Raw genomic sequence first — 14,676 nt, 5'->3', positions numbered from 1 at the left:
CGCGCGTCCGCTACTCGTCCTCGAGCAGCATCCGCTCGATCTGCAGCTCGCGCAGCCTCGTCGAGGTCTGCAGGTTCTCGCGCGCGGCGAGCACCAGGCGGCACAGCAGCACCAGCAGGACGATCGCGAGCACCGCGACCGCCGTCACGACGACTCCGTACAGCGCGGTCAGGACTCCCCAGGTCTGGATCATCCCTCGACGCTACGGAGCCGCGCCCGCCCTCGCGTCCCCAGCTCGGCGGAGAGCGCGGGGCGGGGCGGGCAGCCGGTGCAGGGGCAGTGGACGCGCAGAGCCCGGCCCGCGAGGGCTCAGCCCGCGAACGCCCCACGGTACGCCCGCGCCGGGTGCGTCGCCGGCAGCTCGTCCGTCCCGAACAGCTTGCGGCGCAGCGTCCCCTCGGCGTACTCGGTCTGCGCGAGGCCCCGCTCCTGGAGCACCGGCATCACCCGGTCGACGAACTCCTCGTAGCTGCCGGGCAGGATCCAGTTGACGACGTTGATCCCGTCGATCCCCGCGTCGCGCCAGCCCGCCAGGTGGTCGGCGATCTGCTCGGGAGTGCCGACGACCCGTCCGCGCAGCTTCGCCGAGAGCCGGGCCAGGTCGCGGACGGTCGGCTCGCGGTCGGGGGAGGCGTCGCGGATCCACTGCAGGTGGCTCTGGCCGGCGTAGGTCTCGATCGCCGAGAGCGGCAGGTCGGGGTCGAGCTTCTCGCCCGTCGCCGGGTCGAAGCCGAGGTTCGAGTGCACGAGGAAGGCGTCGGAGGAGAGGTACTCGTCGATCTCGCGCTCAGCGCGGCGCGCCTCCTCCTCCGTGTCGCCGGTGATGAAGGAGAGCCCCAGGTAGAAGGAGGGCGCACCCGCTCCGCGACCGGCCGCCGCGGCGAGGGCCCGCGTGTCCTCGATCAGCTCGCGGGTCTTCTCCGGCGACCCCGAGAACACGAACTGCGCCTCCGCGTTCCGCGCGGCGAAGCGCCGACCCGCGGGGGAGGAGCCGGCCTGGAAGAGCACGGGCGTGCGCTGGGGCGACGGAGCCGAGAGGTGCGGCCCCTGCACGCGGTAGCGCTTCCCGACGTGGTCTATGCGGTGGATGCGCGCCGGGTCGGCGAAGGAGCCGCTCTTGTCGCGCAGGAGCGCACCGTCGTCCCACGAGCCCTCCCACAGCTTGTAGACCACGTCGAGGTACTCCTGCGCCCAGGCGTAGCGCTCGTCGTGCTCCTCGAGCCGGTCGTAGCCGAAGTTGCGGGCCGCGCCGTCGAGGGCGCTGGTGACGATGTTCCAGGCGATCCGCCCCTTCGAGAGGTGGTCGAGGGTCGAGACCTTCCGGGCGAAGTCGAACGGATGCGACTGCAGCACCGAGCTCGTGAACGCGAAGCCGAGGTGCTCGGTGCTCACTGCCAGGGCCGAGAGCAGCACGGACGGGTCGTTGCTGGGCAGCTGCAGCCCCTCGCGGGCGTTGACGTCCCAGTCGCCGTCCGCCGGACCGTAGAGCCCCGCCACGTCGGCGAAGAACATCGCGTCGAAGCGGCCGCGCTCCAGCGTCCGGGCGAGGTCGATCCAGAGCTGCACGTCGTCGAACTCGTCCTGCCGGGCGTCGGGGTGGCGCCAGAGGCCGTGCTGGATGTGGGAGGCGGTGTTCATGACGAACGCGCAGAAGCGCAGCGGGCGGGGCTCGGTGATCACGCTCCCAGGCTAGGCCGGGCGCCTCCCACCGGTCTCGAACGACTCCGCGCGTAGGGTGTCCGACTGTGGAATCCCGCATCCCCGAACCCGCGCACGCCGTCCCTCCGCTGACGGATGCCGTCGCCGAAGCGCTCGACGCCACCACCGTCGCCGAGATCCGCGCCCTGCGCGACGACTTCGCGCGCTTCATGCTCCAGTACAAGTTCGGGATGGACGAGATCGTCACGAAGGTGTCGATCCTGCAGGAGGAGTTCCGCGAGCTGCAGGAGTACAACCCGATCGAGCACGTCACGAGCCGGCTCAAGTCGGCCGACAGCCTGATCGAGAAGATCGAGCGCAAGGGCTGCGAGACGACCTTCGAGGGCATCGCCGACGCGATCACCGACATCGCCGGCGTGCGGATCACCTGCAGCTTCGTCTCGGACGTCTACCGCGTCTTCGACCTGCTCACCTCGCAGTCCGACGTGACGGTGCTCGAGGTGAAGGACTACATCGCCGAGCCGAAGGAGAACGGCTACAAGAGCCTGCACGCGATCGTCGAGGTGCCCGTGTTCCTCTCCGGCGGATCGGTCGACGTCTGCGTCGAGGTGCAGTTCCGGACCATCGCGATGGACTTCTGGGCGAGCCTGGAGCACAAGATCTACTACAAGTACGACCGCCAGGTCCCGCAGGAGCTCCTCGACGGCCTCGCCGACGCGGCCCGCACCGCCGCCACCCTCGACGCCGACATGGAGCGCCTCCACCGCCAGGTCCGCGGCCCGCTGCCCGGGGCGCGCACCTACGACGTCTGACGCGCCGCCCCACGCCCCCGATCGGGCCGCCCCGACTCCTGCCGATCGAGCACCCCGCGCAGCGGGCCTCTCGAGATCCCCCTACGGAGTCAGCAGCGGCAGCAGCGCCAGCAGCAGCACCGCGGAGCCGTTCAGCGTCGCGTGCGAGACGATCGCCGCTCCGAGCCGCCCGGTGATCGTCGCGATCCAGCCGTGCGCGAGTCCCGCGGTGACCGTCGTCACGCCGAGCGTCACGATCGTCGCCGGGTTCACCATCTGGTGCCCGTGCAGCAGGGCGAAGACCGCCGTGGACGCCAGGATGCTGAACACCATCGCCCAGACGCGGCGGCCGCGGGTGGGCGGCGCCGACTCCGCCGAGCCCCGGAGCATCCGGTTCCGCACCGCGCGCATCACGACGCCGCGGCAGAGGACCTCCTCGACCAGCGGCGCGACGACGACGGGGATGAGGACCGAGCTCAGCACGAACCACAGCGGATCGGGGTCGATGTCGAGGTTCCCCTGCGCGTCCTGGAGGAGCGGAGCGAACGCGGCGAGCACGAACAGGATCACGACGCGCACTGCGATGCCGAGCCCGATCCCGATGGGCACGTCGATCCAGCGGAACCGCAGCCCGAAGTCGGCCGCCATCGTGCCCAGCCCGCGCAGCCGAGACGCCGCGAACGGGACGATCAGCGCGACGAGGTAGCTCGCGAGCGCCCCCGCGAAGGCGAGTCCGGCGGAGTAGGGGAGCACGCCGAACCCGAACAGCAGGATGAGCACGGCCAGCGGCAGGACGATCCCGACGATCGTGAGCACGGCGGTCGGCAGGCCCCAGCGGACCCGAGGATCGGGCAGGTAGAGGAGGGAGGAGTAGGGCGCGTGGACCGAGGGGAGGGGCTCGGCCGGCCACGACGTCGTCGCAGCGGAGTCGGGCGCGAGCGTCGCGGGATCGGGCGGCGGGAAGGCGTCGGGTTGCATGGCCGGGCCAGCCTACGCAGACCGCCTGGACGGGATCCGGGCTGCCGTCACTGCTCGGCGCGGTCCGGAACGGGAGGGATGTGCGGCGGATCGCGGCGGCGGGGACCTCCGGGTACGAAGAAACCCCCGCCATGTAGAAGCTAGGCGAGGGTTCCAGTGGCTCCGACGGGCGTCGATCCCGTGACCTCACGATTTTCAGTCGTGCGCTCTACCAACTGAGCTACAGAGCCGTTGCGACGTGATGTCGCTGGAGAGGTGATCTCCTGAAAAAGGCCCTTCCTCTCGGAAGGGCCTCTTTGCGACCCTGACGGGACTTGAACCCGCGACCTCCGCCGTGACAGGGCGGCACGCTAACCAACTGCGCTACAGGGCCTCGTTGCGAAGACAAGCATACTGCCTTCGAGGCTGTTCTATTTTCACGCCCCGACCCTCTCGAGCCGGCGCACTTTCCGGTGGTGCTGGTACTTCTGGTGGTGCTGGTAGTACCGACCCATCCGTGACCCCAACGGGATTCGAACCCGTGCTGCCGCCGTGAAAGGGCGGTGTCCTAGGCCACTAAACGATGGGGCCGGAGACTCGCGGGGTGACCCTGCGGCCGACCCCCCATGACTACCGACACGCAAGCATAGGGGGCCGCGGCGCAGGATGCAAAATCGACGGTTCCGCAGGCGGCGTGCACCCCGTCCGGGGTTGACCCGGGTCTAGGAGATCGGGCAGGGCCGCGGTTAGGGTGGGGCGGAATCGCTCTTCCCCCCACCCGCGCGCCGGAGCCGCACCGCCGCGGAGGGAGGGCCCCCTATCCCCGAGGTCCCATGCCCCACTCCCTGCGCCGTCCGCGTCCCGCCCGCCTCCCCGGCGCGCCGCGACTCGGGCGACTCCGAGGTGCTGCCCTGGCCTCCGCCGTCGTCGCGCTCGTCGCCGGCCTGCTCGTCGCCACTCCCGCCCAGGCGGTCGAGTACCCGTCGTGGGCCGACGTCGAGGCGGCGAAGGGCGACACCGCCGCCGCCGCCGCTCAGGTCGACCGGATCACGTCCCTGATCGGCGACCTCCAGAGCGAGGTCGCCTCCGCTCAGCAGCTCGCGCAGCAGCGCGGCGACGAGCACTTCGCCGCTCAGCAGGCGTTCGACGAGGCCTCGGACCAGTCGAAGAAGCTCGAGGACCGGGCCGCCGCCAGCGCCGAGGAGGCCGACAAGGCCTCGCAGCAGGCGGGCCTGCTCGCCGCGCAGCTCTACCGCAGCACCGGCACCGACCTGTCCGTCAACATCTTCCTCGACCAGAAGGCCGGCCAGGCCGACCAGCTGCTGTCGAAGATCGGGAGCATGACCAAGCTGGTCGAGCGCTCCTCCGCGATCTACGAGCAGGCCAGCACCGCCCGGAACACCGCGTCGTCCCTCGCCGACCAGGCCGAGGTCGCGCAGACGGAGCGCGAGCGCCTCCGCGTCGCCGCCGAGCAGAAGCTGGCCGAGGCGACCGCCGCTCAGGAGGCGTCCGAGGCCGCGCTCGCCGAGCAGCAGGAGCAGAGCGTCGTGCTCGAGCAGCAGCTCGCCGCGCTCCGCGACACCGAGTCGAAGACCGTGGCCGAGTACGAGGCCGGCGTCGCCGCCCGCGAGGCCGAGCGCCTCCGGAAGCTCGCCGAGGAGGAGGCCGCCCGTCAGGCCGCCGCCCAGGCCGAGGCCGCGCGCCGCGAGGCCGCCCGGGCCGCAGCCGCGTCCAGCGGCGGCAGCGGTGGCGGCGGCGGGTACGTCGCCCCCTCGGGCGGCGGCGGCTCCAGCGCCGTCAGCGACTCCGGCTGGGTCCGCCCTGCCGGGGGCCGCATCACCGGCACCTTCGGCCCGCGCGACAGCATCTCGACCGGCGGAGGATCCTCCGGCTCGTACCACCGCGGCACCGACCTCGCGGGCGGCTGCGGCATCCCGATCTTCGCGGCGCACAGCGGCACCGTCTCCTACGCGGGCCCCAACGGCACCTACGGCAACTGGGTTCTGATCGACCACGGCAGCGGCATCAGCACCGGCTACGCCCACATCATGTCCGGCGGGATCTACGTCCGCGTCGGCCAGCAGGTCCAGGCGGGCGAGCAGATCGCCGCCGTCGGCTCGACCGGCGCCTCCACCGGCTGCCACCTGCACTTCGAGACCCGCGTCAACGGCTCCGCCGTCGACGCCCAACCTTTCATGGCCCAACGAGGAGTCACCCTTGGCTGACGCACAGACGACCGCACGCACCTTCACCCCGGCACCCCGGGAGCGCGCCTGGAAGGGCCGCCTCCCGCTCGTCATCTCCGCCGCCTTCGCGGTCACGGCGGTCACCGCGTCCCTCGGCATCACCCCGGCCCTCGCCGACGACGCGAAGTACCCCTCGTGGGACGACGTGCAGAACGCCAAGAAGGACGAGGCGAGCAAGCAGGCCGAGATCGACTCGATCACCGGCCTCATCGCGAGCCTGCAGACCGCGGTCGACGAGAAGTCGATCACCGCGATGAAGAAGGCCGAGGCCTGGCGCCAGGCCAAGGAGGCGCTCGACGCCGCTGCGAAGGCCGTCGACGACCTCGACGAGAAGGCGACCACCGCCTCCGCCAAGGCCCAGACCTCGAAGATGCGCGCCGGCCTGCTGGCCGCGCACCTCTCTCGCGCCGCCGGTGGCGACCTCTCCGCCAGCCTCGTGGCCAAGGGCAAGGACGCGGGCGACCTGCTCTACCAGCTCGGCGCGATGTCGCAGCTCTCGGAGCAGTCGCAGAAGGTCTACGCCGACGCCCTCGCCGACAAGCAGAACGCGGAGTCGCTCGGCGACCAGGCCGACCTCGCCGTCACCGAGCACCAGGCGCTCTCGGACGAGGCGGACGCAGCCCGCAAGGACGCCGACGCCGCCGCCGAGTCGGCCCGCGCGTCGCTCTCGGCGCAGGAGGAGAAGTCGCAGGAGCTGGTCGCCCAGCTCGCGCTGCTGAAGGACTCCTCGGTCGAGGCCGAGACCCAGTACCTCGCGGGCGAGCAGAAGCGCCAGGCCGACGAGGCCGCCGCCCAGGCGCAGGCCGAGGCGGAGGCCGCCGCTCAGGCGCAGTCCACCGCCCGCTCCGCCCAGCAGCAGTCCTCGGCGCAGGCCGACGCCGCCGCCCCGTCGCGTCAGACCGCGTCCCTCCCGCAGCCCGCCGCTCCGCAGCCCGCGCAGCAGCAGCCGGCTCCGGCTCCGGCCCAGCCCGCTGCTCAGCCGATCGCCCAGCCGGCGGCTCAGCCGCTCCCGCAGCCGGTCACCGCTCCGGTCCTGGTGCCGACCAGCGGCGCCGTCGAGAACGCGATCTCGTACGCGATGGCGCAGCTCGGCGAGGAGTACGTCCTCGGCGGCATGGGCCCGGACCAGTGGGACTGCTCGGGCCTCACCAAGGCCTCGTACGCGTCCTCGGGCATCTACATCGGCACCCACTCGGCGACGAACCAGTACAACACGATGGCCGGCGCCGGCAAGCTCGTCCCCTACAGCCAGCGCCAGCGCGGCGACCTGATCTTCTGGGGTGGCGGCGGGGACTACTACCACGTGGCCATCTACCTCGGGAACAACCAGATCATCGAGGCCGCCGACTACGGCAAGCCCGTGCGCATCTGGAACACCTGGGGCACGCCCGCCGGCATGGTCGGCCGCCCGGCCGCCTGAGCCGCGGCCGCACAGCACAACGAGAGAACCCCCTCCTGTCGAGACGACGGGAGGGGGTTCCTTCGTTGATGCGAGGGGTCAGTGACCCTCTTCGGCCAGCTTCTTGATGCCGTCCTGGACGATCTGCTCCGCCTCGGCGGCGTCGCCCCACGCGTCGACCTTGACCCACTTGCCGGGCTCGAGGTCCTTGTAGCGCTCGAAGAAGTGCTTGATCTCGTTCTTCGTCTGCTCCGGGACGTCGCCGATGTCCTGGATGTGCTGCCAGCGCGGGTCCTTCGCGGGGACCACGATCACCTTCGCGTCGGAGCCGGCCTCGTCGCTCATGTTGAGCACGCCGACCGGGCGGACGGAGACGCCCACGCCCGGGAAGACGGGGTACTCGAGCAGCACCAGCGCGTCGACGGGGTCGCCGTCGAGGCCGAGGGTGTTCTCGAAGTACCCGTAGTCCGTCGGGTAGACGAAGGAGGTGAAGAGCACGCGGTCGAGGTAGACGCGACCGGTCTCGTGGTCGACCTCGTACTTGTTGCGGCTCCCCTTGGGGATCTCGACGACGACGTCGTATGCGGCCATGCTCTCTCCTTGAGTCGGTGGCGCCGTGAGCGGCGCATCGGCGGACGGATCGGCCTCCGGAACGCTCGCGCGGGTGCGCGCGCGGGAGGGGCGGATCGCTGGCATTACGTTACTTGATGTGCCCGATCGCCCCCGCCTGACCCCCGCCGTCGCCGATCTGCGGCGGGCGGTGCGCGAGAGCCTCGACGGGCTCGACCCCGGAGCGCTGGTGCTGGTCGCGCTGAGCGGGGGAGCGGACTCGCTCGCGCTCGCGGCGGCGGTCGCCTTCGAGGCCCCGCGGGGCGGGAGGCGGGCCGGCGCGGTGATCGTCGATCACGGGCTGCAGGAGGCGTCGGCCGAGGTCGCGCGGCGGGCGGCGGAGCAGGCGCACGCGCTGGGGCTCGCGCCGGTGCTGCGCGAGGTGGTGACGGTGTCCGCCGAGGGCGGTCCGGAGGCGGCCGCCCGCAGCGCGCGCTACCGCGCCTTCGACGACGCGCTGACCGCGACGGGCGCCGCCGCGATCCTCCTGGGCCACACCCTCGACGACCAGGCCGAGACGGTGCTGTTGGGCCTGGCACGAGGAGCCGGTGCGGCCTCGCTGCACGGGATGGCGCCGGTCAGCGGGCAGCTGCGTCGGCCGATTCTGGGCCTGCGGCGCGAGACGACCCGCCTCGCCTGCTCCGACCAGGGGCTCGTGCCGTGGGACGACCCGCACAACGACGACCCCCGCTACTCGCGGGTCCGGGTGCGGAACCGCGTGCTGCCCGTGCTGGAGGACGAGCTCGGGCCGGGAGTGGCCCATGCTCTGGCGCGCACGGCCGAGCAGCTGCGGGAGGACGGGGACGCGCTCGACGCGCTCGCCCTCGACTGGGCGCTCGAGCTGGTGGGCCAGGACGAGGCGGGGCACGTCACGGTCGACGCGCGCGGGCTCGCGGCGGACCCGCCGGCGCTGCGGCAGCGGATCATCCGCCTGGTCGTGGCGAACGAGTTCGGAGTCGCGCTCTCGCGCTCGCAGACGCTGGCGGTCGCCGCGCTGGTCACCGACTGGCACGGCCAGAAGGGCGTCGACCTCCCCGGCGTCCTCGCCACCCGCCGCGGCACCACCCTCGTCTTCGCACCCGCGGCCCCCTGACCCGTTCCCGCGACCCCCGGTCCCCGCGCGACGCCCGACCCCTCCCCGCGAGATGCCGCTCCGGCACGCGACTCGCCGGCGGAGGTGTACAGGAGCGGAGTCTCGCGGAGGGGAGACGGGGGCCGGGCACCCGTAGAGTGGCCGGGTGGAAGCAGCCGACATCGCCGACGACATCACCGAGGTCCTCTACACCGAGGCCGAGATCCACGAGCGGATCCGCGACCTGGCCCGCGCCATCGAGCGCGACTACGCGGGCGAGAACCTGCTCATCGTCGGGGTGCTGCGCGGCGCCGTGATGGTGATGGCCGATCTGGCCCGCGAGCTCAAGCTCGACATCGTCATGGACTGGATGGCCGTCTCGTCCTACGGGAGCGGCACCAAGTCCTCCGGCGTCGTGCGGATCCTGAAGGACCTCGACTCCGACATCACGAACCGCAAGGTGCTGATCGTCGAGGACATCATCGACTCCGGCCTCACGCTCTCGTGGCTGCAGGGCAACCTCCGCAGCCGTGGCGCCGAGTCCGTCGAGATCTGCGCGCTGTTCCGCAAGCCCGCGGCCGCCAAGGTCGAGGTCGACGTGGCCTACGTCGGCTTCGACATCCCGAACGAGTTCGTGATCGGCTACGGGCTCGACTACGCCGAGCGCTACCGCAACCTCCGCGATGTCGCCGTCCTCGCCCCGCACATCTACGAGTAGCCCCGCGGACACCGCGCAGGAGAGCCTCGAGCGGCTCTTCGCGGTGCCGCTGCTGGGCTACCACATGAGCTACCCGACCTCGCTGCGGGCCGACCTCGAGTTCAACTACTGGTGGCTCGCGCACGCGATCGACGCGGCCGTCGACGCCTTCGAGCGCACGGGCGACGAGGCGCACCTGGAGCGTGCCCGGCGGATCCACCGTGCGATCCGCCTCCGCAACGGCGGGCGCCTGGTCAACGGCTACTTCGACGACATGATGTGGCTCGGCGGCGCGCTCGCCCGCCTCGGGGAGGCCTCCGGCGACCCGCGCTTCCTCGACCGGGCCGACCGCCTCTGGCGCTTCGCCGTCGCGAAGGGGTGGAACCTCCGCCACGGGGCGAGCCTCGCCTGGCGCCGCCGGCAGCTCGACTACAAGAACGCGCCCGCCAACGGCCCGTTCGCGATCCTCGGCGCCCGCCTGGAGCGGCTGCGGCCCGACGGCCGGGAGGAGCTCTCGCGCGCCGCCCTCGACTGGATGCACGTGCGCCTCCGCGACGACGACACCGGCTTCGTCGCAGACGGCATCGGCCGCGAGGGAGGCTCCGCGCGCGACGACTGGGCCTTCAGCTACAACCACGCCGTCTACATCGGCGCGGCGCTCGCCCTGCACCGCCTGCGGCCCGACCCCCGCCTGGTGGCCCACGCCTCCCGCACGGCCGAGGACCTGCTGGACCGGCTCGCCCCCGACGGCGTCTTCGTCGACCAGGGATCGGGGGACGGCGCCCTGTTCGGCGGCATCGCCTACCGGCACCTCGTCGACCTCGCCACGACGAGCGGAGTCGCGCCCGCGGTGGCGGCTCGCGTCCGCGGTTTCGTCACCGGCAGCGTCGCCGCGCTGCAGAGCTCGAGCGTCCGCCGCGGCGTGCTGCTGGCCGGGCCCCGCTGGGACGCGCCTCCGTCGCTGCCCGCCACGCTCTCGGCCGAGATCGGCGCCGTGCTCGCGCTGGAGGCGTCAGCGCGACTGGACCGGTCGCCGGTGCCGTCAGACTGACGGGGTGAAGGCACCTGAGAAGCGCACCGTCGCCGTCGTGATCAACCCGAGCAAGTTCGACGACGTCGGCGCCGCGGAGGACCTGGTCGCGACGATCGCGCGCCGCCACGGCTGGAACGAGCCGCTCTGGTTCGAGACCAGTCCGGGCGACTCCGGTGCCGCTGCGGCCCGCGCCGCGCTCGAGGCGGGCCCGGACCTGGTGTGCTCGATGGGAGGCGACGGCACCGTCCGCGCCGTCGCCACGGTGCTGCGGGGGACCGGCGTCCCCTACGGCCTGCTGCCCAGCGGCACGGGCAACCTCCTCGCGCGGAACCTCGGGATCCCGCTCGGCTCGCTGCCCGAGGCGGTGGAGATCGCCCTGCTCGGGCAGGACCGCGCCATCGACGTGGGCACGGCCGCTTTCGACGACGGCGAGGAGCGGGTGTTCATGGTGATGGGCGGGGTGGGCCTGGACGCCGAGATCATGGACAAGACGGACGAGGAGCTGAAGAAGCGGGTGGGCTGGGGCGCCTACTTCGCGGCGGGCGCGCCGGCGATGTTCAAGGCCGGATTCGAGGTGACCCTCACGATCGACGGCGCGGAGGAGCCTCCGCAGCGCTGCTTCATGGTGCTGGCCTGCAACTGCAGCTCCGTGGTGGCGAACATCGAGCTGGCCGCCGGAGCCGTGCTCGACGACGGCGACCTGGAGCTGGTGCTGCTGCGTCGGCGCTTCGGCCTCGCGCTGGACGTGGCGACCGGCAACCGCAACGGGCTCGCCTCGCTCCGGCAGTGGCCCGGCCGCGAGTTCTCGTTCGAGCTCGACCAGCCGGTGCTCGCCGAGCTGGACGGCGATCCGGTCGGCCGCACCCGCTCCGGGCGCTTCGGCGTGGATCCGGGCGCCCTGCTCGTGCGCCTGCCGGTGCCGACGCCCCGGAGCCCGGGACTGACTCCGCACGACTCGGTGATCGTCGACACGTCCGCCATCTCGACGCTGCTCCCGGAGCCGCCCTCCTCCTGACCCTTGCGCGCTCTTCTTTACGGTTGTAAGTTATCTGACGGACGTAAAGAAGGCGCTCCTCGCGCCGGGAAGAAGGACCCCGTGACCGATCCGCGGCTCACCCGCTCGCGCGAGCTCCTGCTCACCGCGATCACGAGTGCCCTCGACCGCCCGGGCGACGACCAGCCCTCCATCACGGAGCTCTGCGGCGCCGCGGGTGTCAGCCGCCCCACGTTCTACCAGCACTTCGGGGATGTGCCGTCACTGATCGAGGCCGCCGCGGTGGAGCGGATGCACGCGCTGTTCGGTGACGTCGCTCCCGGCACCGCCCCCGCCGACTGGGAGGGCGCGGTCCCCCGCATCGTCCGCGGGCTCCTCGAGGGCCTGCTCGTGCACGCCGACTTCTACCGCCGCGTGCTGAGCGGAGGCACGGCCCGCGCCGTGCAGGAGTCGGTCGTCGCGTTCCTCGCGCAGCGGCTCCTCGCCTTCTCGCCCCTCGCCGAGCGCGGATCGGGCGGCGGCGACCACGCCCGCGTCGAGCGCTTCGCCGTCCTCCTCGCCGCCGGTACCACCTGGCTGGTCGTCGGCTGGCTCCTCGACGGCGACGCCCGCCGTCCCGTGGCCTCGGCCTCCGCCGACATCGCCGAGCTCCTCGTCACCGGAGTCGCCTCGCCGCGGCTCGCCGCCCTGCACTCCACGAAGTAGAAGGACCATGACCACCACCCCGCTCCGCCGCGCCCTGCGCGCCGTGAACCCGCGCCTCGTCGTCGTCTTCGCCGCGATCGCGCTCATCCCGCTGATCTACGCGGGACTGCTGACCTCGGCCAACCTCGATCCCACGCACCACCTCGACACGGTGCCCGCCGCGATCGTCAACGAGGACACCGGCGCGACCGCCTCGGACGGCTCCGCGCTCGCCCTCGGCGACGACCTGACCGAGCAGCTCACCACCGACACGTCCGGCTCGGACTTCGCCTGGACGGCGACCGGTGCCGACGAGGCGTCCCGCGAGCTCGCCTCCGGCGACGTCCTCGCCGTGCTGACGGTGCCGGCCGGCTTCTCGGCCGACGTCGCCTCCGTCGGCGGCGACGACCCCGCCGCGGCCGTGCAGGCGAAGCTGTCGATCGAGACGAACGACGCGGCCAACCTGATCGTCGGCAACATCGCCTCCACCATCGGCACCACCGTGACGAAGACGCTGGAGGAGAAGGTCGGCGCGACCTACCTCGAGAACGTCTACCTCGGCTTCACCGACGTGCACTCGAGCCTCGAGCAGGCGGCCGACGGCGCCGCTCAGCTGGCGGACGGCGCCGGGACCGCCGCGTCCGGCTCCTCCGAGCTGGTCGTCGGGCTCGCGCAGCTGCAGGACGGCACCGCGCAGCTGGCGACCGGCGCCGACTCCCTCCGCTCGGGCGCGGGGAGCGCGGCCTCCGGAGCGTCCGACCTCTCGTCGGGACTCCAGCGGATCGCGAGCGGGACCGGTCAGCTGCCCGACCAGGCGGCGGCGCTCGACACGGGAGCCCGCACGGTCGCCGACGGCGCCCAGCAGCTCGACGGCGGAGCGGCGTCGCTCGCCTCGGGCGCCGCCGACCTCGCCGCGGGGGCGTCGACCCTGAAGGACGGCGCGGCCTCGGCGGCGTCCGGCGCCGAGGCGCTGGCCACCGGGTCCGCCTCCCTCTCCGACGGAGCGGGGAAGGCCCTCGCAGGAGCCCAGCAGCTCGTGACCGGCGCGGGAGCGCTCGCGACCGCCACTCCGCAACTCGCCACCGGAGCGACCGGAGTCGACTCCGGCCTCGCCTCCCTGCTCTCTCGGTACGACTCGCTGTCCGACGCCCAGCGCGTGGCCGAGCTGACCGCCCTCGAGCAGGGTGCGGCCGCTCTCGCGGGCGGAGCCGCCACGGCGGACGCGGGCGCGCAGACGCTCGCCTCCGGTGCGACCGCGCTCGTCGGCGACGACGGCAGCGGACTGACGGCGCTCGCCGCCGGTGCCGCCACGGTCTCGGGCGGAGCCGCCGACCTCGCGACCGGCACCGCCGCTCTGTCCACCGGGGCGACCTCCGCCGCCGACGGCGCCCAGAAGCTGCAGACCGGTGCGCAGGCCCTAGCCCAGGGAGCTGCGACCCTCGACGGCGGAGCCGCGCAGGTCGCCGGCGGAGTGGACACCCTCTCCGGCGCGGTCGGCCCGCTCACCAGCGGGATCGCCTCCGCGGCCGCCGGCGCCTCCGACCTCGCCTCCGGGACGGCCGCCCTCGCGACGGGCGCGTCGGACCTCGCGGACGGCGCCGAGACCGCCGCGACCGGCTCGGCCGACGCGGCCACCGGTTCGCAGGACCTCGCCGACGGGATCGACTCCCTCGCCTCCGGATCGCGCACCCTCGACACGAAGCTCTCGGACGGCGCGGACGACGTGCCCACCTACACCGGCGAGCAGGCGCAGGAGCTCAGCACCGTCGCGGCCGCCCCGGTCGGGATCGACGCCGAGCGGATGAACCGCGTGCCGTCCTACGGCTACGGCCTCGCCCCCTACTTCATGGCCCTCGCGCTCTGGGTCGGCGCGCTGGCCTTCTACCTGATGAGCGCCCCGCTCAGCTCCCGCCTCCTCGCCGCGCGCCGTCCCGCCTGGGTCATCGCACTGCGCAGCTACCTGCCCGGCGCGCTGATGGCGGTCGCCCAGGGCGTCCTGGCCGCGCTCGTCATCCGCTTCGGAGTGGGCGTCGAGGCGTCGAACCTGCCCGGGCTGATCGGGATCGCCGTGCTCACGAGCCTCACCTTCGTGGCGATCAACCAGGCGCTGATCGCGCTGCTGGACGCCCCGGGCCGATTCCTGGCGCTGCTGATGATCGTGCTGCAGCTGTCCTCGGCCGGAGGCACCTACCCGGTCGAGACCGCGCCCGCCTTCTTCCAGGCGATCCACGGCGTGCTGCCGCTGACCTGGACGGTGGAGGCGTTCCGCTCGCTGATCGCCGGCGGCAGCATCGGAGTCGCGCACGCGGTCCTGGTGCTCGTGCTCTGGCTGGTCGGGGCGCTCGCCGTGACCGTGCTGGCCGCCGCCCGCCGCCGCCGTGGCCTCGTGCCCGGCCTCCGCGACCCGGAGCCCCTCCTCGAGTCGGCCTGACCCGGGCTGTGCGGGCCCGATCCGTCCGCGCCTGCTGCCCCTTCTCGCGGCACGCCCCGCTCGGACGCCAGCGCCCCGACCAGCCAGAGCACGAGCACCAGGAC

At 73.0% G+C, this 14,676-nt stretch carries 13 protein-coding genes and 3 tRNA genes; 9 read left to right on the top strand and 7 right to left on the bottom strand.

Annotated elements, in window-relative coordinates:
- Positions 1-10 precede the first annotated feature (10 nt).
- Together C5C63_RS08620 and C5C63_RS08615 are read right to left on the bottom strand one after the other, a co-directional pair.
- Positions 11-193 (bottom strand): hypothetical protein, encoded by a 183-nt coding sequence (locus C5C63_RS08620; RefSeq protein ID WP_104234313.1) that lies wholly within the window; start codon positions 191-193, stop codon positions 11-13.
- Positions 194-309: 116 nt separating this feature from the next.
- Positions 310-1,638: an NtaA/DmoA family FMN-dependent monooxygenase gene (locus C5C63_RS08615; RefSeq protein WP_374954097.1), complete on the bottom strand. Its 1,329-nt coding sequence runs from the start codon at positions 1,636-1,638 to the stop codon at positions 310-312.
- Positions 1,639-1,868: 230 nt separating this feature from the next.
- On the opposite strand from C5C63_RS08615, the gene C5C63_RS08610 reads away from it, so the two are divergent.
- Positions 1,869-2,471, top strand: a complete 603-nt coding sequence (locus C5C63_RS08610) for a GTP pyrophosphokinase family protein (RefSeq protein WP_104234325.1) — start codon at positions 1,869-1,871, stop codon at positions 2,469-2,471.
- A gap of 81 nt (positions 2,472-2,552) precedes the next feature.
- Here the strand turns inward: C5C63_RS08610 and C5C63_RS08605 are convergent, their stop codons facing one another.
- The 4 genes from C5C63_RS08605 to C5C63_RS08590 form a co-directional block, all read right to left on the bottom strand.
- Entirely contained in the window at positions 2,553-3,428 is an 876-nt protein-coding gene (locus C5C63_RS08605) for a CPBP family intramembrane glutamic endopeptidase (protein WP_104224403.1), read from the bottom strand.
- Between the two features lie 157 nt (positions 3,429-3,585).
- Positions 3,586-3,658, bottom strand: a tRNA-Phe gene (locus C5C63_RS08600).
- A gap of 69 nt (positions 3,659-3,727) precedes the next feature.
- Positions 3,728-3,801: transfer RNA gene (locus C5C63_RS08595), tRNA-Asp, on the bottom strand.
- A gap of 124 nt (positions 3,802-3,925) precedes the next feature.
- A tRNA-Glu gene (locus C5C63_RS08590) sits at positions 3,926-3,998 on the bottom strand.
- A 242-nt stretch (positions 3,999-4,240) separates the two neighbouring features.
- On the opposite strand from C5C63_RS08590, the gene C5C63_RS08585 reads away from it, so the two are divergent.
- Positions 4,241-5,632 carry a peptidoglycan DD-metalloendopeptidase family protein gene (locus C5C63_RS08585; RefSeq protein ID WP_104291751.1) on the top strand — a complete coding sequence of 464 codons (1,392 nt, stop codon included), beginning with the start codon at positions 4,241-4,243 and terminating at the stop codon, positions 5,630-5,632.
- Positions 5,625-7,073, top strand: a complete 1,449-nt coding sequence (locus C5C63_RS08580) for an NlpC/P60 family protein (RefSeq protein ID WP_104325863.1) — start codon at positions 5,625-5,627, stop codon at positions 7,071-7,073. Before C5C63_RS08585 ends, C5C63_RS08580 begins: the two co-directional genes overlap by 8 nt.
- A gap of 78 nt (positions 7,074-7,151) precedes the next feature.
- Here the strand turns inward: C5C63_RS08580 and ppa are convergent, their stop codons facing one another.
- The gene (ppa, locus tag C5C63_RS08575; protein WP_068255683.1) at positions 7,152-7,643 is read right to left on the bottom strand and encodes an inorganic diphosphatase; all 492 of its coding nucleotides are present in this window, start codon (positions 7,641-7,643) and stop codon (positions 7,152-7,154) included.
- A gap of 118 nt (positions 7,644-7,761) precedes the next feature.
- Here ppa and tilS point away from each other — a divergent pair, with 118 nt between their 5' ends.
- The 6 genes from tilS (at position 7,762) to C5C63_RS08545 (ending at position 14,572) form a co-directional block, all read left to right on the top strand.
- Positions 7,762-8,754 carry a tRNA lysidine(34) synthetase TilS gene (gene tilS, locus C5C63_RS08570; RefSeq protein ID WP_104325862.1) on the top strand — a complete coding sequence of 331 codons (993 nt, stop codon included), beginning with the start codon at positions 7,762-7,764 and terminating at the stop codon, positions 8,752-8,754.
- A 145-nt stretch (positions 8,755-8,899) separates the two neighbouring features.
- Positions 8,900-9,451, top strand: coding sequence for a hypoxanthine phosphoribosyltransferase (gene hpt, locus C5C63_RS08565; protein ID WP_104325861.1), 552 nt, complete (start codon positions 8,900-8,902; stop codon positions 9,449-9,451).
- Positions 9,417-10,481 (top strand): glycoside hydrolase family 76 protein, encoded by a 1,065-nt coding sequence (locus C5C63_RS08560; protein ID WP_104226015.1) that lies wholly within the window; start codon positions 9,417-9,419, stop codon positions 10,479-10,481. The genes hpt and C5C63_RS08560 overlap by 35 nt, the downstream gene beginning before the upstream one ends.
- A gap of 4 nt (positions 10,482-10,485) precedes the next feature.
- Complete coding sequence (locus C5C63_RS08555; protein ID WP_104226014.1) at positions 10,486-11,478, top strand: diacylglycerol kinase family protein; 993 nt, start codon at positions 10,486-10,488, stop codon at positions 11,476-11,478.
- Positions 11,479-11,559: 81 nt separating this feature from the next.
- Complete coding sequence (locus tag C5C63_RS08550; RefSeq protein WP_104272970.1) at positions 11,560-12,162, top strand: TetR/AcrR family transcriptional regulator; 603 nt, start codon at positions 11,560-11,562, stop codon at positions 12,160-12,162.
- A gap of 7 nt (positions 12,163-12,169) precedes the next feature.
- A complete protein-coding gene (locus C5C63_RS08545) occupies positions 12,170-14,572 on the top strand; it encodes a YhgE/Pip domain-containing protein (protein ID WP_104325860.1) in 2,403 nt (800 codons plus the stop codon).
- Positions 14,573-14,676 lie beyond the last annotated feature (104 nt).

The organism is Rathayibacter sp. AY1B8 (assembly GCF_002932775.1).
Classification (GTDB): domain Bacteria; phylum Actinomycetota; class Actinomycetes; order Actinomycetales; family Microbacteriaceae; genus Rathayibacter.
This window is presented reverse-complemented; position numbering and strand designations above follow the sequence as displayed.

Excerpts from the sequence above, each read along its gene's own strand:
- C5C63_RS08615 (WP_374954097.1), bottom strand. The coding sequence starts at position 1,638 with ATGAACACCGCCTCCCACATCCAGCACGGCCTCTGGCGCCACCCCGAC.
- C5C63_RS08610 (WP_104234325.1), top strand. The coding sequence starts at position 1,869 with ATGCTCCAGTACAAGTTCGGGATGGACGAGATCGTCACGAAGGTGTCG.
- C5C63_RS08585 (WP_104291751.1), top strand. The coding sequence starts at position 4,241 with ATGCCCCACTCCCTGCGCCGTCCGCGTCCCGCCCGCCTCCCCGGCGCG.
- C5C63_RS08560 (WP_104226015.1), top strand. The coding sequence starts at position 9,417 with ATGTCGCCGTCCTCGCCCCGCACATCTACGAGTAGCCCCGCGGACACC.
- C5C63_RS08545 (WP_104325860.1), top strand. The coding sequence starts at position 12,170 with ATGACCACCACCCCGCTCCGCCGCGCCCTGCGCGCCGTGAACCCGCGC.
- C5C63_RS08620 (WP_104234313.1), bottom strand. The coding sequence starts at position 193 with ATGATCCAGACCTGGGGAGTCCTGACCGCGCTGTACGGAGTCGTCGTG.
- ppa (WP_068255683.1), bottom strand. The coding sequence starts at position 7,643 with ATGGCCGCATACGACGTCGTCGTCGAGATCCCCAAGGGGAGCCGCAAC.
- C5C63_RS08605 (WP_104224403.1), bottom strand. The coding sequence starts at position 3,428 with ATGCAACCCGACGCCTTCCCGCCGCCCGATCCCGCGACGCTCGCGCCC.